Source organism: Aeribacillus sp. FSL K6-2833 (assembly GCF_037965815.1).
Taxonomy (GTDB): Bacteria; Bacillota; Bacilli; order Bacillales; family Aeribacillaceae; genus Aeribacillus; species Aeribacillus composti.
In genome coordinates this window covers 267,969-293,042 of sequence record NZ_CP150189.1, presented here as the reverse complement: position 1 = coordinate 293,042, position 25,074 = coordinate 267,969, and the positions used below count along the sequence as shown (strand labels likewise).

General features: G+C 38.7%; 22 protein-coding genes and 1 pseudogene. 2 read left to right on the top strand and 21 right to left on the bottom strand.

Annotated elements, in window-relative coordinates:
* Positions 1-298 precede the first annotated feature (298 nt).
* The 12 genes from NSQ94_RS01565 to rhaA form a co-directional block, all read right to left on the bottom strand.
* Positions 299-1,348: an autoinducer 2 ABC transporter substrate-binding protein gene (locus tag NSQ94_RS01565; protein WP_094244946.1), complete on the bottom strand. Its 1,050-nt coding sequence runs from the start codon at positions 1,346-1,348 to the stop codon at positions 299-301.
* Between the two features lie 59 nt (positions 1,349-1,407).
* Positions 1,408-2,376 (bottom strand): ABC transporter permease, encoded by a 969-nt coding sequence (locus NSQ94_RS01560; protein ID WP_094244945.1) that lies wholly within the window; start codon positions 2,374-2,376, stop codon positions 1,408-1,410.
* 11 nt (positions 2,377-2,387) lie between these two features.
* Positions 2,388-3,371: an ABC transporter permease gene (locus tag NSQ94_RS01555; protein WP_066250447.1), complete on the bottom strand. Its 984-nt coding sequence runs from the start codon at positions 3,369-3,371 to the stop codon at positions 2,388-2,390.
* Positions 3,368-4,897, bottom strand: coding sequence for a sugar ABC transporter ATP-binding protein (locus NSQ94_RS01550; RefSeq protein WP_063386513.1), 1,530 nt, complete (start codon positions 4,895-4,897; stop codon positions 3,368-3,370). Before NSQ94_RS01550 ends, NSQ94_RS01555 begins: the two co-directional genes overlap by 4 nt.
* Before the next feature lie 15 nt (positions 4,898-4,912).
* The gene (rbsK, locus tag NSQ94_RS01545; protein ID WP_311066774.1) at positions 4,913-5,848 is read right to left on the bottom strand and encodes a ribokinase; all 936 of its coding nucleotides are present in this window, start codon (positions 5,846-5,848) and stop codon (positions 4,913-4,915) included.
* Between the two features lies 1 nt (position 5,849).
* Positions 5,850-6,530, bottom strand: a complete 681-nt coding sequence (gene rpe / locus NSQ94_RS01540; protein WP_311067313.1) for a ribulose-phosphate 3-epimerase — start codon at positions 6,528-6,530, stop codon at positions 5,850-5,852.
* Positions 6,531-6,811: 281 nt separating this feature from the next.
* Entirely contained in the window at positions 6,812-8,416 is a 1,605-nt protein-coding gene (locus NSQ94_RS01535) for a response regulator (RefSeq protein WP_339229963.1), read from the bottom strand.
* Positions 8,416-10,236, bottom strand: coding sequence for a sensor histidine kinase (locus tag NSQ94_RS01530; protein ID WP_339229961.1), 1,821 nt, complete (start codon positions 10,234-10,236; stop codon positions 8,416-8,418). Before NSQ94_RS01530 ends, NSQ94_RS01535 begins: the two co-directional genes overlap by 1 nt.
* A complete protein-coding gene (locus NSQ94_RS01525) occupies positions 10,226-11,269 on the bottom strand; it encodes an autoinducer 2 ABC transporter substrate-binding protein (protein WP_063386509.1) in 1,044 nt (347 codons plus the stop codon). Before NSQ94_RS01525 ends, NSQ94_RS01530 begins: the two co-directional genes overlap by 11 nt.
* A gap of 70 nt (positions 11,270-11,339) precedes the next feature.
* A complete protein-coding gene (locus NSQ94_RS01520; RefSeq protein ID WP_144596913.1) occupies positions 11,340-11,954 on the bottom strand; it encodes a histidine phosphatase family protein in 615 nt (204 codons plus the stop codon).
* The gene (locus tag NSQ94_RS01515) at positions 11,951-13,417 is read right to left on the bottom strand and encodes an FGGY-family carbohydrate kinase (RefSeq protein ID WP_327863021.1); all 1,467 of its coding nucleotides are present in this window, start codon (positions 13,415-13,417) and stop codon (positions 11,951-11,953) included. The genes NSQ94_RS01520 and NSQ94_RS01515 overlap by 4 nt, the downstream gene beginning before the upstream one ends.
* A 216-nt stretch (positions 13,418-13,633) precedes the next feature.
* A complete protein-coding gene (gene rhaA, locus NSQ94_RS01510; RefSeq protein ID WP_339229957.1) occupies positions 13,634-14,890 on the bottom strand; it encodes an L-rhamnose isomerase in 1,257 nt (418 codons plus the stop codon).
* A 526-nt stretch (positions 14,891-15,416) separates the two neighbouring features.
* On the opposite strand from rhaA, the gene NSQ94_RS01505 reads away from it, so the two are divergent.
* On the top strand, positions 15,417-15,851 hold the full coding sequence (locus tag NSQ94_RS01505; protein ID WP_339193940.1) for a thioesterase family protein: 435 nt from the start codon (positions 15,417-15,419) through the stop codon (positions 15,849-15,851).
* 63 nt (positions 15,852-15,914) lie between these two features.
* On the opposite strand, the gene NSQ94_RS01500 is transcribed toward NSQ94_RS01505, so the two are convergent.
* From NSQ94_RS01500 to NSQ94_RS01485, 4 genes and pseudogenes are all read right to left on the bottom strand, one after another.
* A complete protein-coding gene (locus NSQ94_RS01500; protein WP_144596916.1) occupies positions 15,915-16,250 on the bottom strand; it encodes a multidrug efflux SMR transporter in 336 nt (111 codons plus the stop codon).
* A 22-nt stretch (positions 16,251-16,272) separates the two neighbouring features.
* The gene (locus tag NSQ94_RS01495; RefSeq protein WP_130158505.1) at positions 16,273-16,596 is read right to left on the bottom strand and encodes a multidrug efflux SMR transporter; all 324 of its coding nucleotides are present in this window, start codon (positions 16,594-16,596) and stop codon (positions 16,273-16,275) included.
* 257 nt (positions 16,597-16,853) lie between these two features.
* Positions 16,854-17,360, bottom strand: a complete 507-nt coding sequence (locus NSQ94_RS01490; protein WP_066250419.1) for a hypothetical protein — start codon at positions 17,358-17,360, stop codon at positions 16,854-16,856.
* 367 nt (positions 17,361-17,727) lie between these two features.
* A pseudogene (locus NSQ94_RS01485) lies at positions 17,728-18,165 on the bottom strand (short-chain dehydrogenase); the annotation flags it as partial.
* A gap of 789 nt (positions 18,166-18,954) precedes the next feature.
* Between NSQ94_RS01485 and NSQ94_RS01480 the strand changes: the two are divergent.
* Entirely contained in the window at positions 18,955-20,250 is a 1,296-nt protein-coding gene (locus tag NSQ94_RS01480; protein ID WP_339229954.1) for a DUF4085 family protein, read from the top strand.
* A gap of 399 nt (positions 20,251-20,649) precedes the next feature.
* Here NSQ94_RS01480 and NSQ94_RS01475 read toward each other — a convergent pair whose 3' ends face one another.
* The 5 genes from NSQ94_RS01475 to NSQ94_RS01455 all read right to left on the bottom strand — a co-directional run bounded on the left by NSQ94_RS01475 (position 20,650) and on the right by NSQ94_RS01455 (position 24,912).
* The gene (locus tag NSQ94_RS01475) at positions 20,650-21,396 is read right to left on the bottom strand and encodes an amino acid ABC transporter ATP-binding protein (protein ID WP_066250409.1); all 747 of its coding nucleotides are present in this window, start codon (positions 21,394-21,396) and stop codon (positions 20,650-20,652) included.
* A 15-nt stretch (positions 21,397-21,411) separates the two neighbouring features.
* On the bottom strand, positions 21,412-22,071 hold the full coding sequence (locus NSQ94_RS01470; RefSeq protein WP_063386499.1) for an amino acid ABC transporter permease: 660 nt from the start codon (positions 22,069-22,071) through the stop codon (positions 21,412-21,414).
* 59 nt (positions 22,072-22,130) lie between these two features.
* Entirely contained in the window at positions 22,131-22,901 is a 771-nt protein-coding gene (locus tag NSQ94_RS01465) for an amino acid ABC transporter substrate-binding protein (protein WP_063386498.1), read from the bottom strand.
* Between the two features lie 353 nt (positions 22,902-23,254).
* Entirely contained in the window at positions 23,255-24,601 is a 1,347-nt protein-coding gene (locus tag NSQ94_RS01460) for an MATE family efflux transporter (protein WP_339230696.1), read from the bottom strand.
* Between the two features lie 17 nt (positions 24,602-24,618).
* Positions 24,619-24,912: a metal-sensing transcriptional repressor gene (locus tag NSQ94_RS01455; RefSeq protein ID WP_063386497.1), complete on the bottom strand. Its 294-nt coding sequence runs from the start codon at positions 24,910-24,912 to the stop codon at positions 24,619-24,621.
* Between the last annotated feature and the right edge of the window lie 162 nt (positions 24,913-25,074).

Genomic DNA, 25,074 nt, shown 5'->3' with positions numbered 1-25,074 from the left:
AGACATTTTCTTGCTGCTCATGCAGCAGGTCAAAATCTGAGTAAACATTTGCAAACAACTTTTCTTCCATTCTTCAAAAAATTCATTGGCAGTAACCATTAAAAAAGTTTTCCCTTTCCACAAAGCAAGAAAAATCTCTTTACGTTTCCTGCCAATAAAAATTTTGATATTTTAGCCTTCACTTTTTTATTGCAAGGCAAAGAACTTACCGGATCTGCAAAAATAGCAATACTTTCTAAAATAACGAAACCCCTCTCCAATTGCAAAAATGTGAGAGGGGTAATCTCTTTAACGAAAATTAAAAGTCATAGTCTTTAGCATTATCCTTTGTAAAGTCTGTAGGCGGTCCCATAATGACCGTTTTACCATCCTCCCAAACTTCCACTTCTCCTACACCATCTATATTTTGGCCGTTTTCAGGCTTTTTGCCATCAACAAGATCTTTAGCTAAAGCGACTGTCAAATATCCTAATTTGTCAGGCTCCCAAAGGATTGCTACATCTAATGAGCCATCCTCTAAAAATGGAGCTGAATCCTTCGGAAGTGCTGTTCCGACAACAGCGATTTTGTCTTGAAGACCTTTCTCTTGAATAGCTTGAGCTGCGCCAAGAGGAGCAGGAGTTGAAAATGCCATAATCCCTTTAAGGTTCGGATATGATTTAATTAAATCAAGCGTTTTTTGGTATGCCACTTGCTGCTTTTCATCAGTCGCAATTTTATCTGTTACTAGCTTTATTCCTGGATAATTTTCTTCAAGCTCCTTCTTCGCTGCATCGATCCATGAATTTAAGTTTGCTGCCGCAAGACCACCTGTGAGAATGGCGATTTCCCCTTCTTCAGTCCCCATTTGTTCAATTAATGATTTCGCGATATGACGGCCATAAGCTTCGTCATCAATTTGGTGGACAGAAAGTTCAACTAAAGATTGATCTGCTGGTGTATCCCAGTCCATCACGATAATTCCTTTATCCTTCGCTTTTTGTAATACAGGCGATAATGCAGCTGCATCATTCGGTGCAACAGCAATTACATCCACATCTTGACTAATTAAATCTTCAATCACCTTAACCTGCTGGGCAGCATCTGCCTCTGTTGGACCTGTATAAATCACTTCGACTCCAAGATCTTTTCCCGCTTGAATTGCTCCTTTTTCAGATGCATTGAAATATGGAATGCCAATTAGTTTAGGAACAACGGCAATTTTGATTTTTCCATCGCCCCCGCCAGCCTCATCTTTTCCATCTTTAGATGAATTTGAATTCCCCCCTGCACCCTGCTGAGAAACACATCCTGCAAGAAGACCAAATACAAGCAATAAAGCGACAAATAAACCTGCAATTTTTTTCATACTGTTCCTCCTTGTAAATTTATAGTTTATAAATCTTTTAACCAATTAAAGAAAAGTCATTATGCTGTTTCTGCAAGCTTTTTTTGCTTGTTTTCATCAGCCTTTACTTTAATAAAGTTAATAATTAACACCGCGATTAAAATAACCCCCATAATCACTGTCACAATCGGTCTCGGCACTCCCATTAGATTTAAGCCGCTGGATATCATTTGAAAAATCATAACTGCATATAACGTGCCGATCACTTTCCCATAGCCTCCTTGGATTTCAGTACCGCCAAGAACGGCTGCTGCAACGCTTTGCAATAAATAGGATGATCCAAGATCAACTTTTACTGTGTTATATCTTGATGTCATGATGATAGAAGCAATTGCTGCTAACAAAGCACTATATAAATACACCTTCATTAAAACCTTGCTGTTATTAACCCCTGAAAACAAGGATGCAACCGGATTGCTTCCAACCATATAAACTGATCTTCCCCATACTGTTTTATTCAGCAGTACGGAAGTCAAAATAGCGACAAAGAGAAAGATTATAATCGAAAGCGGAATGAGCCCCAGATAATAACCATTTCCAATCAGCGTGTACTCAGGGCTGAATCCGGATATTGAATTTCCTTTTGTAATGCTGAGAATAAGCCCTTCAAACAATACCATTGTCCCAAGGGTTACAAGAATCGGTGATACTCCGATCTTGGCTATAATCAATCCATTCATAAAACCGCAAAGAAGTCCAACTGCAATGCCTCCTAAAATCGCAATGATCATCGGATATCCATTGCTTGATAATATCGCAATTGCTACCCCTGCCAGCGCTGCCGTATACGTGATCGACAAATCGATTCCGCCTGTTACGATCACCACCATCATGGCTAAAGCAAACAAACCGAACTCAGGCAGCTGAAACATCATATTTGTCAAGTTATTGCTTGATAAAAATCCCGGAACACTTATGCTCATCAAAACAAATAGACCGATGGCAATGAGTCCGAGTATATTTTCTTTTGAAAGCGTAACCTGTTTCATCCTCTCCCCCCTTAAGCTTCCACTTCAATTTTTGAAAGCTGCTTTTGCGAGCGTTTATATTGAATATGGTCATACGATACAGCGATTAATATAATTGCCCCTGTAAAAACCTTTTGCCAGAAAGTATCAATTTTCGCTAATATTAATCCATTTTGTATAATTCCTAGCAGAAGAACACCTAATATCGTTCCAAATATTGTTCCGCGTCCTCCCATTATATTGGCTCCTCCTAGCACCACTGCAGCAATAACCATTAATTCCAAGCCAAGCATTCCGTTCGGATCTACCGCTTTTGTATAAGAAGTTTGAGCAATCGCAGCAATCCCTGCTAAAAATCCCATATAAGAAAAAACAAATATTTGAACTTTGCTGTAGTTAATTCCGACTCGGACAGCCGATTCTTTGTTTCCGCCAATAGCCATTACTTCGCGGCCGATTAATGTGTATTTAAGAATGTACCATGTCAAAGCTGCTGTAATGATAAAAAGCCAAATAATAATGGATATTCCAAAAACAGAGAAATTCGAAAATTTCAAGAAAACAGTTGGGAAGTTGCTGCTGTTCAAGTATTGGCCGTTTGTAATATACAGAACAAGTCCGTTAATAATACTCATCATCCCTAAAGTAACGACAATCGCCGGAATTTGAATTTTTGCAACTAAAATTCCATTGATGGAGCCTAACAGCACTCCGAAAAGCGGAGCAATGACAAAAATTAACACAATGGTCAGTGGGCTATCAGGCAAAAACATCATCGTCTTGCCCAAAACGACACATACCGCGCTTGTCGCTGCTGCAACAGATACATCAATCCCCCCTGTAATGATGACAAGCGTCATTCCAATAGCCAAAATGCCTAATACTGCATTTCCTTTCACAACATCCAACAAATTATCTGCTGTTAAAAATACCGGGCTAATGAAGGCCAATATGATGCATAGAAGTAAAATAATGACAGCAACGCTCATTTCTTTTGATTTTAAAAACGCTTTCATAATTGTGCCTCCTCGCGGACCTTACCCTTTTGCCCAAGCAATGCAAGGTTCATGATGCTTTCCTGTGTCGCTTCATGAATCCCGAGTTCGCCTGCAATTCGTCCATGGCGCATAACGATAATGCGATCGCTAACAGCAAGCACCTCAGGAAGTTCAGAAGAAATCACAATGATTCCCATTCCATTTGCCGCTAATCCTCTTAAAAGCTTATGGATTTCTGACTTGGCACCGATGTCAATTCCGTTAGTCGGCTCATCGATAATCAAAATTTTAGGATTTGTTGACAGCCACTTTCCTATGACTACCTTTTGTTGATTTCCACCTGACAAATCGCCGGCAGCCCTGTATGGCAGCGGCGGTCTGACATCTAATGATTGTATATAATGCTCAGCTAATTCTATTTCTTTTCTTCGATTAATCAGCAAAAATTTATTTTTTAATTTTTTCAACACAGGAAGCGAAATATTGTTAATGATTGATTGTCTTAAAATAAGCCCTTGCGTCTTCCGGCTTTCAGGAATATAAGCAATTCCTTTTTTTACTGCCTCTTCTGAAGACTTAATCACAGTCTTTTGACCGTTAATGATGATGTCCCCTTTGTAAGGACGATTAATGCCGAAAATAGCTTGCGCCAGCTCGGTGCGACCAGAGCCTACAAGCCCTGTAATTCCAAGAACCTCCCCTTCCCTCAGTTCAAATGAAATATCTTTGAAATTTCCTTCTTTCGCAAGGTTTCTTACTTCAAGCAATGTTTTGCCTGAGGCTGCCTTTTCTTTATTTTTTTCATATAAAATTTTCCGGCCAACCATTAACGTAATTAGTTTTTCTTCTGTTAATTCATTTGCATGATACGTACCGACATATTTGCCATCTCTTAGAACGGTGAATCGATCAGAAACTGTAAAAAGTTCTTTTAATTTATGGCTTACAAAAATAATTGAAATCCCTCTTTTTTTCAAAGAAAATATAACTTCGTACAGCTTCTCTACTTCACCGGCGGAAAGTGATGATGTCGGCTCATCCATGACGATTAATTTCGCATCAAACGCAAGCGCCCTCGCTATTTCGACCATCTGCTGCTGGGCTATGCTCAGTTTTTCTACCGGTGTTGAAACATCAATCTCAAAATCAAGCTCTTTTAAAGCCTTTTTGGCCGTTTTTTCCATAAGAGCCCAATCAACTTTTTTCCAAGAATGCTTATCGCTGTCTCTTCCTATATAAATGTTTTCTGCTACCGATAAATTCGGAAATAAGCTTAAGTCCTGGTAAATAATTGATATGCCGCGCATAGTGGCATCAATTGGTCTTCGTATTTTTGCTTCCTTTCCTTCAAAGAAAAACTGGGCTCCTGGATCAGGCTGATAAACTCCAGCTAGTATTTTAATGAGTGTGGATTTACCGGCGCCGTTTTCTCCAATAAGGGCATGAACCTCCCCTTTCTTTACTTCAAGCTTCACGTCATCTAATGCTTTTACACCAGGAAATGTTTTGCTGATATTTAACATTTGAAGCAAGTATTCACTCATGCTATCACCTTATTTCTAACCAGTTGTTATTCCATTTTCTTTACAATATTGCTTTACTTCCTCAAGTGTCGGAATGCCGTCTTGCGCACCCTTTCTAGTTACTTTGATGCCGGAAACAATAACAGCAAATTTGGCAGCTTCCTCTAATGTTTTTCCATCAGCAATTGCGCATGCAAGAGCCCCGGCAAAGGAATCTCCAGCTCCAACCGTATCAATAGCTTTTACCTTTAACGGAGGTATGAATAAAGTCTTGCCTTCATCATAAAGCACGAGACCGCTTCCGCCCATTTTAATAATGCTCTTTTTCATTCCAAAATGAAGGTGGAAATGCTCTGCTGCTTTGATTGCGCTTTCTTCTGAATCAGCTTTAATGCCTGTCAATGTATAGGTTTCCTGTAAATTCGGCGTTATAATGTCGGCATACTGGAGAGCCTCGAGTACTATGCCTTCTGCAGGAGCCGGATCTAATATAACAAACATCCCTTTTCGTTTTGCTGCTTTCATCGCCTGGATAACGGCTTCAACAGGTATTTCCATCTGAATGAGAAGCACCTTGCTGTCCTCAATTGTATGGATCCTTTCCAATATATCTTCAGCGGTTAATGAATCATTTGCGCCTTTTATCACGAGCATTGTGTTTTCAGCTGATGAATCAACTGTAATTAAGGCGCTGCCTGTAGGAACGTTCGGCACTATTTTGATTAATGTCGTGTCGACACGGTTTTGCACTAGTCTTTTTGTTAGTTCGGCACCAAAAGCATCTTCTCCGATCGCACCAATCAAATAAACTTTTTTTCCAAGCTTTGCACAAGCTGTTGCTTGGTTGGCGCCTTTTCCTCCACTAAACAAAACCATGCTGTTCCCGAAAACTGTCTCACCATGGCTCGGATATTTGTCTGTCATCGCAACAATGTCCATATTAATGCTGCCAACTACTGTAATTGAAGACATATTAATCCCCCGTTTTTACCTTGGCTGTTCCTTCAATAAATTGACGAAGATGAATAACAGCATCATGAAGAGACCCTTTGGATTTAAACAAGCTGGATGTGCCGCAAACGAGCATTTTTGCTCCATTTTCCAAAACCTTTGGGATCGTTTCATAACCTATATTGCCGTCAACTTGAATCAATATATTGTAGCTTTCTTTTTCAATCAATTGATGAAGTTTCTTGATTTTGTTATACATCGTCGGTATGAATTTTTGACCGGCAAAACCGGGGTTCACTGTCATCAATGTGACATAATCAATCACATCCATCACATATTCAATCGATTCAATTGGAGTGGAGGGGTTTAAGGCCACTCCCGCTTTTATGCCTTTAGATTTGATCGTTTGCAAAACGCGCTGCAAGTGAATAGTTGATTCAATATGAACCGAAATCATATCCGCACCGGCATCAGCGAATAAATTTATATGCTCCTCCGGCCTCATAATCATGAGATGAATATCTAACGGCTTATCCGTTGCCGCACGGATGACGTTGACCATATCCGGCCCCATCGTAAAATTCGGAACAAACGAACCGTCCATAATGTCAATGTGAAAAAAATCGACCCCGGCCTGATCAAGTTCTTGCACATCCCTTTTTAAATTTCCCATGTCTGCACACATTAGCGACGGCCCTATCATCGTCACTGAAAATTCCCCCGTTTTCACAGATAAATTCAAGTGTTTTCTTTTTATAAACATATTAATGAAATCGCTTACTTATGGATAGGAGTTAAAATTCGGATTGGTGTGACAATATTCAGGAAATTTAAAAAAAATAAAAAACGTACTGAAAACAAATTCAGCACAGCTGCCGATACAAAGTTCGGTATGTGCCAACCGTCTTCAGTACGTTCTTTTAAAAAGGTTTCAAGTATTTTTGTATTTCAACGATCAGTTTTCAACGCCTTCAGTGCGTCCTTTTAAAAGCTCCCCCGTTTTTCCCTGTATTGCGACGGTAATAAGCCGGTCCATTGTTTGAATAATCTGCTGAAATATTTTGCATCTTGATATCCGACATGAACGGCTATATCATAAATTTTCATTTCCGTAGCAGCCAATAATTGTTTCGCCTTTTGAATTCTCGCATTCGTTACATAATCCAGAACTGTTTCTCCTGTCTGATTTTTAAAGTATTCGCAAAAGTAGGTTGGGTTTAAATGAACATGGTCCGCAATACGTTTAATGGTAATATTTTCGCCAAGATTAGAATGAATCCATTCTTTTGCTTTAACAATTGGGTCAATTGTATTTTTCCGATAATATTCTCTCATTTTTCTAATTTTCATGATCCAGTTAATCATTTCCTGTCTCAAAACAGAAAAGGAAGCCGGTTCATCCGTAATCGAAAACGCCTCGCTAAGCAGTGTAGGAAGCTCGCTAATCCCATCATCCTGTATCCATTGGTTTATGACCCGGATGCACAAATAACGAACAGATTCTTGAAGCAAAAAAGGAGAGGTCATTTTTTTGAGCTCGTCAAAAAATGAGTTGATTGCTGTTAAAACATTTTGCTCTTCATATTTCATTGCTTCAACCGTTTGTTCAGCCCATTTGTACACTGCCGGCGGAACATCCGTAATCTTATTATAGGTAAGGTGCTTTAAAGATTCCGTTTTAAAAAGCTTATTCCCTCCTTGAATCATCCTATATTTCATTGCCTCTCGCAGCTCATTCTTTACATCCACTAACATTGATAAATCCACAAATGACTGTCCTAAAGCAATCGATGCCGTAAAAGGCGTTGTCCTCTGAATGGTTGTTTTGAGCGACAAACAGCTTTGTTCAATCTTCGCCTCTTCCCCGTTATAAATAAGTACCCAATACGAATATTGGTTGTTTTTCCATATCCAATTGCGTTCCTTTATAAACGATTTTCGAATCGATTCTTTGATGGTGACATCCCATTTCTTCCATTCATCCTTATTTTCGAAGCCGTTTCTAGAAAACGCATTATCTATACCGATATAAAGCAAGTTATACTTTCCATCTGGAAAATCACGTGTCCAGTCCAAATACGACACATCCATATTTTCAACTGCCGTCGTATCGCTTAATAATTGGATTTGCTTTTCATACGTCAATTTTGTTTGAATTTCTTCAGCCTCTTCGATTAGTCTTTTGTTTTTCTTGTCAGTTACTATAATTTTCTCTGCTTTTTGTAAGTGGGATTCAAAATTCTCTCGATCTATCGGTTTTAAAATGTAATCAATTGCCCCCTCCCGCAGCGCTGTCTGGACATATTTAAAATCATCATACCCGCTGATAATAATGGAATAAAAGTTATACCCTTTTTCTTTCAGTAGACTAATTAATTCCAATCCGTTTATAATCGGCATTTGCACATCGGTAAATATAAGATCGAAGGCGCCAATTTTTTCATGAATTTCTCTAAAAGCTTCATCTCCGTCTGAGAATACCCCGCAAATGTGCCAGTTTGGCCTAAACTTTTTAATCAGCCTTTCAAGTCCCTGTCTAATTCGCGGCTCGTCATCGACAATTACAACCTTTATCTGATCCGTGATCATTAATCACCTCCTCCTTTCAAAAGAAGCTGGTTTGCTTGATAGGCATTTATTTTTGGTATTCGAATTTTAATCATAGTACCTTTATTTACATGACTAGTAATCGATAATCTGTATTGATCCCCAAAAATCATTGTAATTCTGGCATTTACATTTATAATTCCTATACCGGAATCCCTTCCTAACATTGGATCAGCCATCAATCTTTCATTTAACTCTTCCAGCTTTTCCTTGGCGATTCCAGGACCGCTGTCCAAAACAGTTAAAATGAGGTCCGGATGCTCTTCACAAACTGAAATTTTCACTTTTAGTTCTCTCTGTTTTTCAAGTCCGTACTTAATAGAGTTTTCAATGATTGGCTGCAGCACAAATTTAGGAATATAGTATTCTAGTAATTTCTCTTCTTTTTCAATTTCAAAGTGCAGTCGTTCTTCAAACCGGAATTTCTGTATGCGCAAATAATCTTCAATATGCTGCAGTTCATTCCGTATCGTGACTAATTTATCTTTGTTATTTAAAGAATACCGAAGCATTCTTCCAAGCAAAGTCAGCATTGTTACAACATCTTCTGTTTTTTCTTCTTCGACCGACATGCTGATTGTTTCTAATGTGTTATACATAAAATGAGGATTAATTTGAGATTGCAATGCATATAATTCGGCTGTTTTTTGTTTAAGCTCTACATTATATTTTTGCTTAATCAGCTCTCGAATTTCCATCAGCATTGAATTAAAGCTTTTAGCCAGCTGCCCGACTTCATCATTTGAATGAACAGGTATATTAATGCTTAAATCTCCTTTTTCAACTTCCTTCATCATTTTGCTTAAATTATTTAAAGGACGGGTTACATTCATTGCAAAGAATATGGAAATGGCGGTCGTTATTAGGGCAAACGCTATGAAAATGAGGATTGTCACGTTTCTTACTAAATCCGTTGTTTCTGTTAAATTTTTTATTGGCATGCTATGAGCCATCACCCACGGCAATACACTCGACTCATTTAAGCTAACCAGCAGGCGCTCGCCGTTCTTTTTTATAGTAAAGCTGCCGTTTAAAATTGGATATTTGTCAATTCTCCTATCGACTGTGCCAATTTTGGAGCGATCTGAATGATATATAATCATTCCGTCCTTCGTCATCATCCATACTTCCGCATCTTTTTCATGCAGCAAATCCTTAGCGAACTGCTCTATGAATGTTACATCTACCACAATATATATTGTTCCCAGCTTTTTTCTATTATCGAAGTCGGTGATTTCTTTTATTAGCATAAAATAGGAAGGAGATCCTTCAAAAGTTAAGTTAATTTGACTTGATAACACTACTTCCATACTTCCAACTTTGCTTAAAGAATTTAAATATGGCAACGAACCGTCATGAAAGCCAAAATTCTCATAAGGTAAAGTAGTGCTTGAAAAAACACGGTTCTTCGATATAAGGAACACTCCTAAAATATTGTCTGTGTGGTTTCGCAAGTATGTTCTTGTTAAATAGCTTTCAACAATATACTTATCTCGGAGTCTTTTAGATTGAGTAGTTTCTTCCGATTCCCGTAATATTGTCATCACATCGCTCGAATTATACACTAGGTTTGGAAGCGCTTCCAATTTCCTGATTTCATTTTCGATATTATTATTCACTTGCTTTAATAATCGCGGAGTGTATTTTCCGACTTCTTTCTCGATAGAGGATGTATACTGCGAATACGCTAAAAGACCAAGCAAAGCCATTGGAATAACAGTCAGCAGAACATAGGAAATAATTAGTTTATGTGTTAAAGACAAAGATTTTCGGCTTGAATCGTTTCTTCTCTTAAAAATCATATTGATCCACATTCTCTTTTGTAAAATCGATTGGCTGTCCCATAATCACCATGTCGCCGTCAAAACTAATATTCCCTATATTCTCCACAAACTGTCCATCATACGGCAAATCCTCCAACACTAAGTTTTTGGCTAACGCAATGGTTAAATAACCGAGCTTTTGCGGACTCCATAATGTGATGGTTTGCAGCACATCCTCTTTCAAATATGGTCTTGTCATGTTCGGAGTCGATGTTCCAACAACTTTAATGTCTCCAGATTTTCCGTAATCCTTTAACGCCTGCGCAATAGCAGGCGGGTTCACTGTCGATATACCAATGATCCCTTTTAGATCATCGTATTTTTTTAATAGGTTAACTGTTAAATTGTAAGCTTTGTGAATATCTTCATTCGCATACTCCACATCGAGCAGCTCTAATTCTGGATAATATTCTTCTTGCTGCACCTTTAACCACCTAATCCAATTGTTTAAATTCGCAGCAGTCGGCGAGCCGGTCAAAATAACGTATTTCCCCCTTTCTCCCATTTCTAATGCTAAAAGATCCATAATATGTCTTCCCATTTGCTCGGCATCGACCATATTGACAAAGAAGTCACGATATTTTGCGTCTGTGTCTGCATCCCAAGTGATGACTTTTATCCCTTTTTCACGGGCCTGCTGCAGAACCGTACCCAATTTTTTCGGGTCATTTGCTGAAACAGCAATCACATCTACTTTCTGCTCTATCAGCTCATGAATAACGGCAATTTGTTCCTCTGCGGTTGCCGCAGAAGGCCCTTTATAGATGACTGTAACATTCAAATCCTTCGCTGCTTCTAAGGCTCCTTCCTTTGCTGCTAAAAAATAAGGAATATTAGCGATTTTAGGAACAAGTCCAATGACAATCTCATGTTCATGATTCCTGTTGCTTTCATGATTCATTTGTTCAGTTGGTTTATCTACATAAATAACCTCATATTCTTTTGATAAAGAGCAGGATGCCAAAAGGAACAGGAAAAAAGCAAGGGCGAAAAACTTAAACGTTTTGTTCAATTTTCTCCATACCTTTCCGAAAAGGAAATTTTTTTAAGATCGATTTGATGCTTATCGGAAACTTCCTGCTTCAAAGAAGATGCAAAATACTGTTCCATTGAATAATGGATGCCTTTCCTTTACCGTGATATTCAATAATAGAAACCCCTGTATTGTCCATTTTTATTTTGCGGTAATGCGAAAAAGGTAATCCAAACCATTGCGTTGCAGCAATACGGTTTACTGTGTTATGAGCTACAACAAGCGCATTTTTATCTGGATATGTTTTCGATACCTCTTCAAAAAAAGATTGGATCCGATTATAAACTTGACTTGCAGATTCTCCCGTTTCCCCGGCAAAACACTCTGCTGGATTCGTTAACCAATCTGTCCATGAATCCTTATGTTCTCTCTCAATCATTTGTACCGTTTTTCCTTCCCATTTCCCGAAGTCAATTTCTACAAGACGCTGATCTTCAATAACTGGCAAACCAAACTCTTTGCTTATAATTGCAGCTGTTGCCGATGCTCTTACTAGAGTTGAAGAAAAGACCGCGTGAAACTTTACGTGCTTCAGCGCTTTAGCTGCTACTTCCGCCTGCTTAATCCCTTGCTCTGACAGTGAAACATCCGTCCTTCCGCAATATTTGTTGCCATCCCGATTCCATTCCGTTTCTCCATGGCGTAAAAGGAAAAATCTTGTCACAGCACAACTCCTCTCTTTTTAAGTGCTTGAATAAAGCGTTCATATCCTTCTTCATATTGTTCACTTATATGTTCTTCAAACATCACCTCTTTTTCTCTTTTCAGCATGTTCTCCCCGGCTTCTTGAATACTTCCAAAATATGAAGCTGCCGCAACAATCGCAGCCCCAATAGCACCGTCGCTATGCTTCATTTTAATAATAGGCTTCTTTAAGACATTGCTCCGTATAGTCAGCCATACATCACTGCTGCTTCCTCCGCCTGCTGTAAAGACAGCCCTCACTTTCTCGCTTGACAGCTTTTCAATCATCTCGTAAGCCATTCTTTCAAGATAGGCAACACCTTCTAAACGGGAAATAAAGAGCTGTTCTTTTGTCAAACCTGGTTCGTCAAAGCCTTGTATGTCAGGAAATGCAAAAGGAAAACGCTCTCCCTTTTGCCGGAGCGGATACGAAATCCACCGGCTTGGGAAATATTCATATGCTTTACTATTTAAATAAGCTAATTCATCTTTTGAATAATCAATTGAAATCCAATCTCCCCCTGTGTTGCTCGCACCGCCCGGCATCCAATATCCATCTGGATGGCGATGGTTATAAAGTATTCCCTTCTCATCTATTATTGGCTCGTATGTAATCCCTTTTATTACTAAAGTTGTGCCAATTGTCGTGTTCCAGTTTCCAGGCGATAATGAACCGGATGCGAACTGCGACGCACAACCGTCAGTCAGTCCGAGTGTAACGCTTACATTTTCCGGTAACCCTGTTTCCTCCATACATTCCTTTGACACATTCCCAGCAAAAGTCCCTGAAGGCAATACGATTGGAAGTGATTTAACAGGTATTTTTAAAGTTTTTTCAATATATTCCGGCCATTTTTCATTATTTAAATCATAGCCGCTTTTAAATGCACTCGTATAATCGGTTATTCCCCATTTTCCCGTTAATTTCCCGATAATATAGTCAGTAGGATGCGCCCATAAACATACATCCTTTGCTATTTGCGGAAAATGTTTATGGAACCAAACAATTTTCGGCAAACCATACGAGCTGGAAAATGCCGTATAATGCCCTGCTGCAAAGGCAGCCTCTCTGCAAAGCGCTGCCTCAGATGCTGACCTGCTGTCGCTGTACATTAAGGCATTGTATAGCGGTTCATATTGTTTATCAAGGGGAATTACAGTACCTGATGTGGAAGTGACAGACAAGGAAACAACTTGATTAAGAATTTTTTGCTCCTTCAAACTATTTGCTACTTGTCGAATAGATTCAGCGGTATGCTGCCACCACATAAACGGCGATTGCTCCATTCTTAACTCGTTTCCTTTCGCCAAGTTAAAAGTTACAGTACTGGCTGCATAAATAGTTCCGTTATAACCGATTGCAATTGTGCGAATGCCCTGTGTTCCAATATCAATTCCTATAAAAATTGGCTGTGATTTGTTCATTTCATCAACCTCTGCCACACATTTTTTTCTCTTTCTATTATCTACTGATGCTTCGGATGCTAAAGCTATTAAGTGAAATTGCCGAATCGAGCACTTCCTATATTTACTTTATTTTCTCCATTAGGAGTGAAGCTTTCCTTAATCCACGAAGTCTTTATAATTTTTCAGCTCTTTTAATTCACTGATCGGCTAATTTGAGCAGCAAGAGAATTCATACTCTTGCCATATTTACGACTACTGTCTCTTAGTTAATACTTCCTCCTCATATTTTTGAATTTCTTTTAACCATTCTTCTCTTACAGGAACATTCATTTTCTCACAATAATAATCCCAAATTGCACCGAAAGGATAAGTTTTAAATTCCTCCATAACCGCCAATCTTTCCGTAAAGTTTCCCTTTTCTTGCAATTGCTTTAAATATTCATGCGGCATAAGCATTGCATATAATAAAGCTTTAATCATATTACGCGTTCCAATGACCCATGCAGCAAGACGATTGATGCTGGCATCAAAGAAATCAAGTCCGATTAAAACCTTATGCAGCGCATCATTGCGCACGATTTCAAGCGCTATTTCACGCAATTCATCATCCAAAATCACGACATGGTCGCTGTCCCACCGAACCGGTCTCGATACGTGTAAAGCAAGCCTGTCGCTATAAAGCAAAATCGATGAAATTTTATTTGAGACTGTTTCAGTAGGATGAAAATGACCTGTATCTAATAAATATATTTTATTATTTTGTAAGGCGTACCCTAGATAAAATTCATGCGAGCCGACAACAAAAGACTCAGATCCTATTCCAAACAATTTGCTTTCGACTGCATCCAAATTATATTTCTCATTGATCTCTACACTAAAAATTTTATCCAATGATTCTTTTAATCGCTTCCTTGGAGTCAATCGGTCGCTTGGAATGTCCTTATAGCCGTCCGGAATCCATATATTTGTTAAGCATGGTGTTCCAAGCTCCTTGCCAAAGTACTCACCGATTTTTCGGCTCCTAATACAGTGGTTGATCCAAAATTCTCTAATTCCCGGATCAGGATGAGACAACGTCAGTCCATCTGCTGCTTTTTCATGCGAAAATAAGGTAGGATTAAAATCCAGCCCTATACCAATTTTTTTCGCCCAATTAACCCAGTTTTCAAAATGTTTCGGTTCTAACTGATCTCTTTCCACTTTTTCACCATTTGTTTCTGCATAAATGGCGTGTAGGTTGACACGATGTTTTCCTGGAATTAATGACAGCGCTTTCTCTAAATCCTGCCTTAATTCTTCAGCATTTCTTGCCTTCCCCGGATAATTTCCTGTTACATCAATCCCCCATGAAAGCTCGCTTGCATCTGCTTCAAATCCTTTTACGTCATCACCTTGCCAGCAATGGATAGAGATTGACGCTTGCTGCAAGTTTTCTAATACTTCTTCAATATTTATTCCCCATTTTTCATAGACTTGCCTTGCTAGCTCAAAAGATTCTTTTATAACCATAAATTATCCATCTCCTTTAGTAAACTAGTACTTTTTTCTAATACATTATGAATGTACCTTATGCTGTTTTTATGAACTGTTATGAAAATTTAGAAATTTTAAAGTAAACGGTTTCAATTTTCTTCACTAACTGTCGAACATTCCTTCACCTTTGGACAAATTAAATTCTTTAGCTTGATAAATGCCAGCGTCGGCGCCAAGGAAAGGGGGAAGAGTTCATGACATCTTTTATTTTCGCTTTTTGCATAAATATAAAAATATTCCAAACATACTAGTTGGTTTTTACTGTAATTTCAATTATATAACACTTTTGTTTGTTATTGAATATATTTTTTTATTTTTGTTCTTTATGTTATTTCCTACCTCTGTCCTAATCAAAGAGGTGAACGCAACTTTAGCATCAATGTTTGAATTTTTGACAGATGCTCAGCTTATTTCGAACTTCTTTACAAAGTCTTATTTCCCGCTTTAATTGATAGAATTTTCATTATATAATGAAAATAACATTTTTTCAGGAGGGTACATAATGGAAGGATTCCGTTTTTCACACCGCCTGCGGGTGCGCTACTCAGAAATTGACGGACAAAAAATTGTCTTTAACGCCCATTACTTGACATATATTGACGTTGCGGTTATTGACTATTTTGAGGAAGTGTTTGGGCGGGATCTCGAGGAGCTTGCCCAAGAAAATATATTTGATATTGCAATGGTCAAATCAACGCTGGAATATAAAAAGCCAGCCCGTTTTAAAGATATGCTTGAGATCTGGTGCCGAACATCACGAATTGGCGGCTCTAGCCTGACAATGGAGTTTATCATCACAAAAGCGGGAGAAAAAGACCCGCTGGTTCAGGCTGAAGTGATCTATGTCAATTATGATGCCGCCGCTGGAAAATCGAGAGCGATTCCTGATTTCGTCCGTCAGCGAATTAAAGAATACGAACCGGGAGTCAGCCTATAAACGAAATACAATCGTTTAGACCTATAGCTGACTCCTTGCGCCCTTCAGACAAGGGGTCAGTTTTTATAAAACTTTATCTGGACTTTTTGGAGCATTTAATAAAGTCACCCCGCCAATGATCAATACTAGACCAACTAATGTAATAATATTAAATGGGTCCCGCCATACTAGAACACCAATTAACGCTGTAAAAGCTGTCCCCAGCCCCGACCAAATCGCGTAGGCCAAGCTTAACGGAACTGTCTTAAGACATAACGACAAACAATAAAAAGATAATCCATAACCAACTATAACACCAATGGAAGGGAAAAAACTTGTAAATCCATCTGACAATTTAAGCATTGTCGTACCAAATACTTCGCTGATAATAGAAATTCCTAATGCGATATAACCTTTCATACAATTGCCTCCTCTCTCATCGTTAATGAGAACTGCTGAGTTTCAAAACAACCACTCCACAAATGATTAGAACTAAGCCTAAACATTTTTTAAGATCAATACTTTCTTTATAAAAGATAACACCGACTAATGCAGTTAAAGCCGTACCGAAGCCTGACCATATCGCATAAGCCGTACCAAGCGGTATTGCTTTTAGAGATAAAGATAAGAGATAAAAAGCTGCGCCATACCCCATTACGACTCCGATGGAAGGAAACAACTTTTTAAATCCATTTGATACTTTCAGCATTGAACTTGCAAATACTTCACTTATGATGGCTACTGCCAAAATTACATATTCCTTCATGTGAATCCTCCTAAAACTTAACGGTCCTTCGCACTTTTGTCCTTTTTGATATAACAATTTGATAGTCTTCGAAAAATACGTTTTGACTGACCTGATAAAATCCAATCCATCGCTTACTCACAGTCATACACGCAGACTCTCGTCTTTTCACCAGCAACTAGTACAAAATACTAAAAAATCATGTCCGCAACATTACGTGGAGAAGAGTTAGAAAAAAAGGAATTCCAGAAAGGTCCAAGGAGATTTTTACAATGGATCTAACGTCTAATCAATAAATGGATCCCCTTGAAAATGGCCACCCACACTATAAATGGTAAGTTCATCGTTTGATGAACTTGAACTTCGTAATCATACATTTCTAAAAGATTTTTAAATATCGAAGAAATTTTGTTCGCTGTCAGAATGACCTCTTTTCCATTACTAATCGTTATCGTTTTAAATGCAAGAGTAGAGTTTATATGAAAGCTGTTCTGGCTATAAACCATTCGAAGCTCTTTAAAAATAGATTTTTTCTTATGAAGTGACAAATTTTTAATTCGTACAATTTCTTTTCCGTCTGGTTGAAGCACAACAAAGGCGTTATGTATGAAATGTTCTTTTGTAGATATTGCCTTATATTCTTCTTTTCCAGAAAAAAACGAATACTTTCCAATTGGAAAGCTCCATTTAGGATGAAGCAACACTTCTTCATCAGTCTGTATTTCACGGATACGAGTTTTCGTTAAATCCATAAATGAATCTTTAAAAATAAACGAATAAGTCATTTTTTCTCTCCATCTCTGTAAAATCCTTTATACTACTTCCCATTAATTGAAAAAGAATTTCCTTCTACGCATATTTTATCACAGGTTTTCATCATTCTTTCTTCCTCTTATCTATCCACCTTCTCCCCCCCTCACCCTTCGACTCCCATACAGCTACAAGGCTTCGAGAGAATAGAAGATATCATCAATTTTCCACAAAAGAAGAAGCCGAACATGCGCCTGGTGATCAAGTTCGACTTCTTGGACACTTTTTTAAACATGAAAATAAAGATCCGCACTGCGGTGCATATCGAGCTATCGCTTCCCGTTAGCGGTACTCGGAAGCATTCGCTGGCTTTCCAGCATCCTGCACTTCTCCGATATATCACTAGGCATCTCGCTGTGAGCCATCAAGATCATAAAAACTATACACTTGCGCGAGCTGACCGCTTGACACAGATTGACCGTTCCAGCGAGCAACCTTCGGATCACCGGCTAAAGCGGCCGACAAAACGCGGCGTTTCCGAGATGATGAATTGGGGTTCCTTCACAAGGGCATCACGCCAGTTTTCTTCTGTCATACCATAGTGATCAAGCATAATTTCAGAACGCATCCAGCCCGGAGTCATGCTACGGCGGTGCATTGATATGGTAAATGCTTATGGGCTAAAGACTTTGCCATACGAACGACAGACATCTTGGCTAGATCGTAGAACAGTGATAAACGGTTGTTTTTCTCGTTGTATTCTGCCGTGCCATCCGTTATCTCAGCGACCAGCCCGTTCTTATTTCGGATTAACAGGGGGAATGCAAAGTGGCGCGTCAAATACTCTATCTGCAGAGGCATCAAAAGAACGTTTCATCGTTAAGGTTATTGTAGATGTACTAACCATTCTCATCACCCTTTACAAAATAATGAATTTGTTGCAAATACTTTATTTTTTTCTCCTTTTTGCTTTATTCAGCTCATGTTCAAGAACGTCAAACTGTCTGTTCCAAAAACGTTCATAAAATCGAAGCCATCTTTAGCAGTAGAAAACGATTTGGAGGTAAGACGACAAATATGCGTTCGTCCTTGCATAGTCCTTTCAAGCAGGGCTGACCGTTCTAATGTTTTGATATGCTTAGCAAAGCTGCTAAAGACATATCAAAAAGGTTCCGCCAATTCCCATACTGTTCGGTCATGAGGGGCAAGTAGACGAACTATTTCTCTTCGCGTCAGATCAGTTAGGCTTGAAAGATGTTGTCTAGTAAGTATAGAACTTGAATTTATTCAACTATTAGTTTAACTATTTCTGTACAGTAATTACTTTTAAGTTCAGATGCATGATAGTAATTCTTTTTTATATCCTGGCCGTTAAAACCGGATATTTTTCTGTACAATCATGGGGCTGTCCAGAAAGTCAGATCCCCATTGAAAACAAAAAATCATAAACACCGATATATCAACGTTTCTAAAACATTAATGGGGGCGTCAATAAGCCGTAAAAACGAATTATTAGACACCCCCATCACCTATTTTGTTAAATTTCTCCTTTTTAGCAGGTGAAACGCTTATAAGAAGTGAATTCATTATATGAGGAAAAATGGCGGATAGCATATAAGGAGAGATATAATGAAATTTTTTACAAAAGAATGGTATGACAAAATGCAGAAGGCCCACCTGCTTACAATTCCCGAGTCTGATGAAGAATGGATGGATTTTATCAAAAGTTTTGAAGAAGACGGCGAGGATGTCTGCGACTATTTGCGGCAAGATCTTGAATCTATTAAAGACGAATTATTGCAAACATTGCCGGAAACATTTCATCCCTATATTCTGGACGGCACCATTAATCAGCCGACACTGCCAAAGGAAGTGCGGGACGAGCTCATCATTTGGTTGAAGGCTAAAATTGAGGAATGCGAAAAAGTGTTAGATGAAGCGAAGAATCATTTTGAACATATTCGCGAAAATCTGCCGGAAGAGCTGATCAGCATTTTGGAAGATGGATTACATGACGCAGAATTACAATATATCCATCGCGATCACGATGCACTCAGATTAACGTTAAATGGGGAAGGCAGTTTCAGCAAGGGGGATGCCATCGTTATTGAGATTACTGGAATCAAGGAGGAACAATCCGAAATACCTTTAACACCAGGTATGTTTTGGCTTTATGAAGAAGGGGATCTTAATAACAAAAGCTTCATCTTAAGTGTTTTATTTGACAATCCGATGACGGAATGGAAGGTAGCTGCAAAACAATTTTCCATTACCCATTTTTATAAAACACAAATTTTTCACCACGATCAGGAATTTGAGAAGGAAAATCATAGCCGCCATAAAGCAAAAAAAGAGAGACATAGTCTTCCTTACAAACTGCCGGATCAGTATGCGTCTTTCGTGACCGCTTTACACGAAGGAGAAGCGGAGAAAATGTATTTTTTAACGGAAAAGGAAGCTATAGAAATCGACCGCTTTTTATCTCTTGAGGAATTGAAATTAGAAGGCAGCGTCATCCCGATTGCAGTTTGTACCAATGGAAATATTGTCCTTCACCTTGAAACTCAGAAAATATTTTATCTTGGTGCAAATACAGAGGAGCTAGCTGAAAACTTTGAAAAATTTTTAGAAGGACTTTATTCAAAGCAATTCGTGGATGAAATGCCCCTATTATCAGAGCCGTTACCGACGGAAGAATTGGAAAGCGCACTGTTCAGTGAAGACTTAGAGCTGATCATACGTGCATGGAACACCATTGTTCAAGAACCAGAAAAACATATACCATTAATAGAAAAAACTCTCCCATATTCTTTACAGCATGAAAATGAAGAGATACAACTAATCGGTGAAGTGTATATGGACCATATTCTTTCCTTCAACATTTTGTCTGAGCAATTCATCAATAAACTGAGAAAAAGCACTTAGGAACGAATGCTAAAAAGGCAAGGCTCTTTCTAAATGATCCTGCTCTATACCCCATCGAATGAATTTGTACAACAAACTTATGGTTCCGGGGCTCATGACCTTTTCAACGCTTCTACTAATCGAGTAGGATGTGGTGACTAACCCCCGCCCTCTCACACCACCGTACGTACCGTTACTTCTGCCTTCACGGCTCGGGGCTTTCACCCTAGAGATTATTACACTCTGACGGGCGTACAAAAATAGCAGCACAGACTTGGCCGTAGTCTGTGCTGCTAATCTTAATATGTTTTATTTAAAACGGATTTGGGATGTGCTAAAAGTACGTTTTATTTGTTGATCAGTTACTATTTATTTTAAGTAGCAAGTGTCAAGTAATCTACTAATAGACAGCGTCCCGGATTATTTCAAACTGCGGTTCAAGAAAGCTTTCGTTCGTTCAAACTTCGGGTTTGTAAAAATCTCAGTCGGAAGACCGGATTCGATGATTTCCCCGTTGTCCATGAAAATGACTCGGTTTGCAACCTCCTTGGCGAACCCCATCTCATGTGTCACCACAATCATCGTCATGTGCTCTTCAGCCAGCTGCTTCATTACTTGCAGTACTTCGCCGGTTAACTCCGGATCCAAGGCGGAAGTAGGTTCATCAAACAGCAGAATTTCAGGGTTCATCATAAGCGCACGAGCAATGGCGACTCTTTGTTTTTGACCGCCCGAAAGTTTTGCAGGATAAGCTGATGCCCGATCGGAGAGCCCGATTTTCTTCAGAAGTTCTGTGCTGCGTCGTTCAATTTCCGCATTTAATTCCTTCTTTACTAGCCTAGGAGCAAGTTCCAAATTTTCTTTAACCGTGAGGTGAGGAAAGAGATTGAAATGTTGGAAAACCATTCCCATCTTAGAGGTGATCCGCTTAATCTCCTGCGGTTTTGAGTAAATCCCGTCCTTCACCAAATAATCCCCGGATATACAAATGCTGCCTCCGTCTATTTCCTCAAGATGGACCAGGCTACGGAGCATTGTACTTTTACCAGAACCAGATGGTCCGATCACAGCAATTACGTCGTTCTTGTTAACATCAAATGTTATCTGTTTTAATACATCCAACTTGCCATATGATTTTTTGAGGTTGGATACTTCAATGAGAACCACACTCACTACTCCTTTTTAATCAAATTTGAACCGTCGTTCGAGCCACTTAAAGAGAACAGTTAATAAGAGCGTCATGATCAGATAAATAATGCCTGCGATGAAGAAAGGCACGATTGTAAAATCACGGTTCACAGCAGTCTGTGCATAGTGTAATAATTCTGGTACGGCAACAGCATAGAGCAGTGCGGTATCCTTAACCAGTGTAACCGATTCGTTAGCGACGGCAGGAAGTGCGATGCGGAACATTTGTGGAAGTATGATTCGCGTCATCGTCTGCCATTTATTCAAGCCTAGGACTTGTGATGCCTCATACTGACCTTTATCAATAGCCAGCAAACCGCCGCGGAAAATCTCGGCAAAATATGCAGCATAGTTCAATATAAAACCCAAACAAGCTGCGACAAAGCGGTCTAATACCAAATAATCTCCGATCACAGGGATCATCGGCAGTCCAAAACATATAAAAAGCAGCTGAAGCAGCAATGGAGTGCCCCGCATCACATATATATAAATCTGTGTAAGCCACGATAAAGGCTTGAACCTGCTTCTTACAGCAAGTGTTAGTATGAAGCCGAGCGGAATTGACAACACAATGACGATCAAAAACAAGAGAACCGTCATCTGTGCCCCTAGCAGCATCGGCTTAATGATTGAGTTGAAATAATCTACGGACATGAAAGAATTCCTCCAAAAGCAAAACAGGGTTTCTCAAGGAAATCCAAGTTTGGTCTATTTTACTTTAATACCTTATTTTCGCCAAACCACTTTTGCGAGATTTCGGCGGCAGTGCCGTCCTCATTCAGCTCATCGAGAGCTTTTTGCAGTTTATTCAGCAGTTCCTCATTACCCTTTTTAACACCAATTCCATATTCTTCTTGTGCAAGGGATTCATCGAGCAGTTTATAAGTATCTTTTTCTTTCGACATGTAATATTTAATGACAACTTCATCAATCACTACTGCATCAACACGTTTTAGCTTTAGATCCTTCAATGCCAGAACATTGTCGGCATACTCCGTAACCGTCTTGATTTTCGATTTAATCGGATTTTTATCCAACGCATCGGCTGCAGAAGATAGAGATTGAAGACCAACCACTTTGCCTTCTAGATCATCAAGTTTAGAAATGTTTGAATCAGCAAGTGTGACCACAACTTGTGCATTTTTCATATAAGGCTTTGTAAAAAGAACCTTCTTTTTGCGTTCCTCCGTAATGGTATACCCGTTCCAAATGAGATCGATCCGTCCGCTGCTTAATTCAGATTCTTTTGTTTTCCAATCGATCGGCTGAAATTTTACCTTTGTTCCCATTTTTTCGGCAGCTGCCTTGGCGTAGTCAATGTCAAACCCTACAATTTCATTATTCTCATCCCGGAACCCCATAGGTGCAAATTTATCATCTATTCCAATTACTAGCGTTTTGTCTTTTTCCTCCGATTTGGAGCATCCTATCAGGAGCGAGAATAACGCTGCCATAGTTAGAATAAACATTGCTAATCGTTTCATACTGTAGATAACCACCTTTAATTTATTTTCATTTTGTTTTTAACCTATTGCATGTCCAAAAAATTTAAATGTCCCCCACTACTACTCACAATTAAACCATCCGTAAATGCATCTGCAATAGTTCGGACAACATTTGCATCAAATAAGCTCAAAAAAGCATAACGATAATTGCTATAAAAACGCATCTATGAAGATATCTGCGAGTGTACTTTAATTCGATAATATATTAGAGTAATAAATTAACATAAAATAAAAATAACACAACATAAAAATGAATGTCAATGGATATTTTTAGTTCATTAGCATACTAAAGTATTTGAGAATTATAGTTTTCTATACATATAATTGTATGTTCAATGTTTGATTTGCTTTTTAAATCTCCACCATAAAAACAGGGCTCGAATGACTTGATCGATTACAATGGATAGCCATACTCCTGCTATTCCTAAATTTAATTGGATGCCCAATACATATACACCTACAATACGAATGACCCACATGCCGACCGCTGTACTGTACATGGGGCTTTTTGTATCTCCTGCTCCTTGTAAAGCTCCAGTCAACACCAATCCCATAGCTAATGCTGGTTGGGCAAAAGCATCAATTCTTAATGCCGTAGTAACCATCTCAATAGCCTGTTTATCTGTTGTAAACCAAGTAGCAAGCCAAGGAGAAAGGAAAAACAACAGAACACCTATTATAGACATAAATAACATGGCGATATAAGTCGTCAGCATCCCATATGTATAAGCCTCTTTTTCAAGCTTTGCCCCAATATGCTGCCCTACAAGTGTTGATGCTGCCACAGCTAAGCCATATCCTAGCATATAGGAAAATGTTTCGATATTCCCGGCAATTGTATGAGCTGCATACGTTTCCGTTCCAATTCGAACAATTAATCCAAAGTAAAGCACTTGCCCTAAACGCATAATTAAGCGTTCAATTGCTGCAGGAGCAGACAGCCTCAAAATAGGCAATGTGAATTTCTTTATATCCAAAGAAGATTTCTGAAATAAAGAAAATGATATAGACGATTTTTGAATGTAATAATAAAGAGCGATGGCTCCCAGCACTCTTACAATGACTGTCGCCCAGGCTGCTCCTGCTAAGCCCAACCCGTGAAATCCCAATAAACCAAAAATGAAAAAGTAGTCCAAAACGATATGGATGATATTAATCCACCAGCTTACTTTCATCGGTGTTTTTGTATCGCCAGCAGCTCGTAAAATACTTCCAAAGATAAACATTAAAGAAATAAAAACAGACGGGACAGCTACAATCCGAAAATAAACAGAGGCGTCTACTAAAACGCTTGGTTCTGCTCCCATAATACGAAGTAAAGGTTCTGTGAAAAATAAGGTGATAAAACCAAAAAATAAACCTATAAAAAAAGAAAGAATGGTTGACTGCTTAGCAACGGCTTTTGCTTGGCCAATATTACCAGCACCGACATGACGTGCGATCAAAGAAGAAGCCCCTACTCCAACTGCCATGAAAATGGCGATATATACGGCTAGAACAGCATTTGCCACGCCTACTGCTGTGACTTCGTTTAATCCTAATTTTGATACAAAAAGTGTGTCTACAAATCCTACCACTGTTTGCAAAATATTTTCGATCATGGCAGGAACAGCTAATGCTAGGATGATCTTTATTTTTTGTTTTGTTGATCGCTCCTGACTGATACCCTCTGGAATCATCAAAAAATTTAATCCCCTTATCGAATGAAATTCTCTAATGCTTTTTTTAAATCGTTTAATACTTGTTCCTCATTTCCTTGATGAACAGCATTTACTAGACAATTCTCCATATGATCAACAAAAATTACTTTTGCTGCATTATCTAACGCTTTCCTTACAGCCGCAATTTGTAAAAGAATTTCAGGACAGTCTCTTCCTTCTATCGCCATTTCTTTAATGGAACGAACATGTCCCTCAATTCGCGCTAATCGATTAATGACCTGCTTGCGATATTTATGTTCATGATTTTGATGATGGTGGTTTTGACACATATTTCATTCCTCCTTATTATGATAATATCCCCCCAGGGGGGATATGTCACTTTAAATTTTTTTCACCTTTTCAAAATATAAATATGTTGTTCAATCATAGTTAACATAATAGTCACAAAAACCCCTTTAGGCTCCAAGGGGTTTCTTATTGATGTAAACTTC

Excerpts from the sequence above, each read along its gene's own strand:
- NSQ94_RS01490 (WP_066250419.1), bottom strand. The coding sequence starts at position 17,360 with ATGACTTATTCGTTTATTTTTAAAGATTCATTTATGGATTTAACGAAA.
- NSQ94_RS01530 (WP_339229961.1), bottom strand. The coding sequence starts at position 10,236 with ATGATTTTTAAGAGAAGAAACGATTCAAGCCGAAAATCTTTGTCTTTA.
- NSQ94_RS01470 (WP_063386499.1), bottom strand. The coding sequence starts at position 22,071 with ATGTCCGTAGATTATTTCAACTCAATCATTAAGCCGATGCTGCTAGGG.
- NSQ94_RS01500 (WP_144596916.1), bottom strand. The coding sequence starts at position 16,250 with ATGAAAGGTTATATCGCATTAGGAATTTCTATTATCAGCGAAGTATTT.
- rpe (WP_311067313.1), bottom strand. The coding sequence starts at position 6,530 with ATGATAGGGCCGTCGCTAATGTGTGCAGACATGGGAAATTTAAAAAGG.
- NSQ94_RS01495 (WP_130158505.1), bottom strand. The coding sequence starts at position 16,596 with ATGAAGGAATATGTAATTTTGGCAGTAGCCATCATAAGTGAAGTATTT.
- rbsK (WP_311066774.1), bottom strand. The coding sequence starts at position 5,848 with ATGTCTTCAATTACAGTAGTTGGCAGCATTAATATGGACATTGTTGCG.
- rhaA (WP_339229957.1), bottom strand. The coding sequence starts at position 14,890 with ATGGTTATAAAAGAATCTTTTGAGCTAGCAAGGCAAGTCTATGAAAAA.
- NSQ94_RS01505 (WP_339193940.1), top strand. The coding sequence starts at position 15,417 with ATGGAAGGATTCCGTTTTTCACACCGCCTGCGGGTGCGCTACTCAGAA.
- NSQ94_RS01535 (WP_339229963.1), bottom strand. The coding sequence starts at position 8,416 with ATGATCACGGATCAGATAAAGGTTGTAATTGTCGATGACGAGCCGCGA.
- NSQ94_RS01560 (WP_094244945.1), bottom strand. The coding sequence starts at position 2,376 with ATGAAACAGGTTACGCTTTCAAAAGAAAATATACTCGGACTCATTGCC.
- NSQ94_RS01550 (WP_063386513.1), bottom strand. The coding sequence starts at position 4,897 with ATGAGTGAATACTTGCTTCAAATGTTAAATATCAGCAAAACATTTCCT.
- NSQ94_RS01460 (WP_339230696.1), bottom strand. The coding sequence starts at position 24,601 with ATGATTCCAGAGGGTATCAGTCAGGAGCGATCAACAAAACAAAAAATA.
- NSQ94_RS01565 (WP_094244946.1), bottom strand. The coding sequence starts at position 1,348 with ATGAAAAAAATTGCAGGTTTATTTGTCGCTTTATTGCTTGTATTTGGT.
- NSQ94_RS01455 (WP_063386497.1), bottom strand. The coding sequence starts at position 24,912 with ATGTGTCAAAACCACCATCATCAAAATCATGAACATAAATATCGCAAG.
- NSQ94_RS01555 (WP_066250447.1), bottom strand. The coding sequence starts at position 3,371 with ATGAAAGCGTTTTTAAAATCAAAAGAAATGAGCGTTGCTGTCATTATT.
- NSQ94_RS01480 (WP_339229954.1), top strand. The coding sequence starts at position 18,955 with ATGAAATTTTTTACAAAAGAATGGTATGACAAAATGCAGAAGGCCCAC.
- NSQ94_RS01465 (WP_063386498.1), bottom strand. The coding sequence starts at position 22,901 with ATGAAACGATTAGCAATGTTTATTCTAACTATGGCAGCGTTATTCTCG.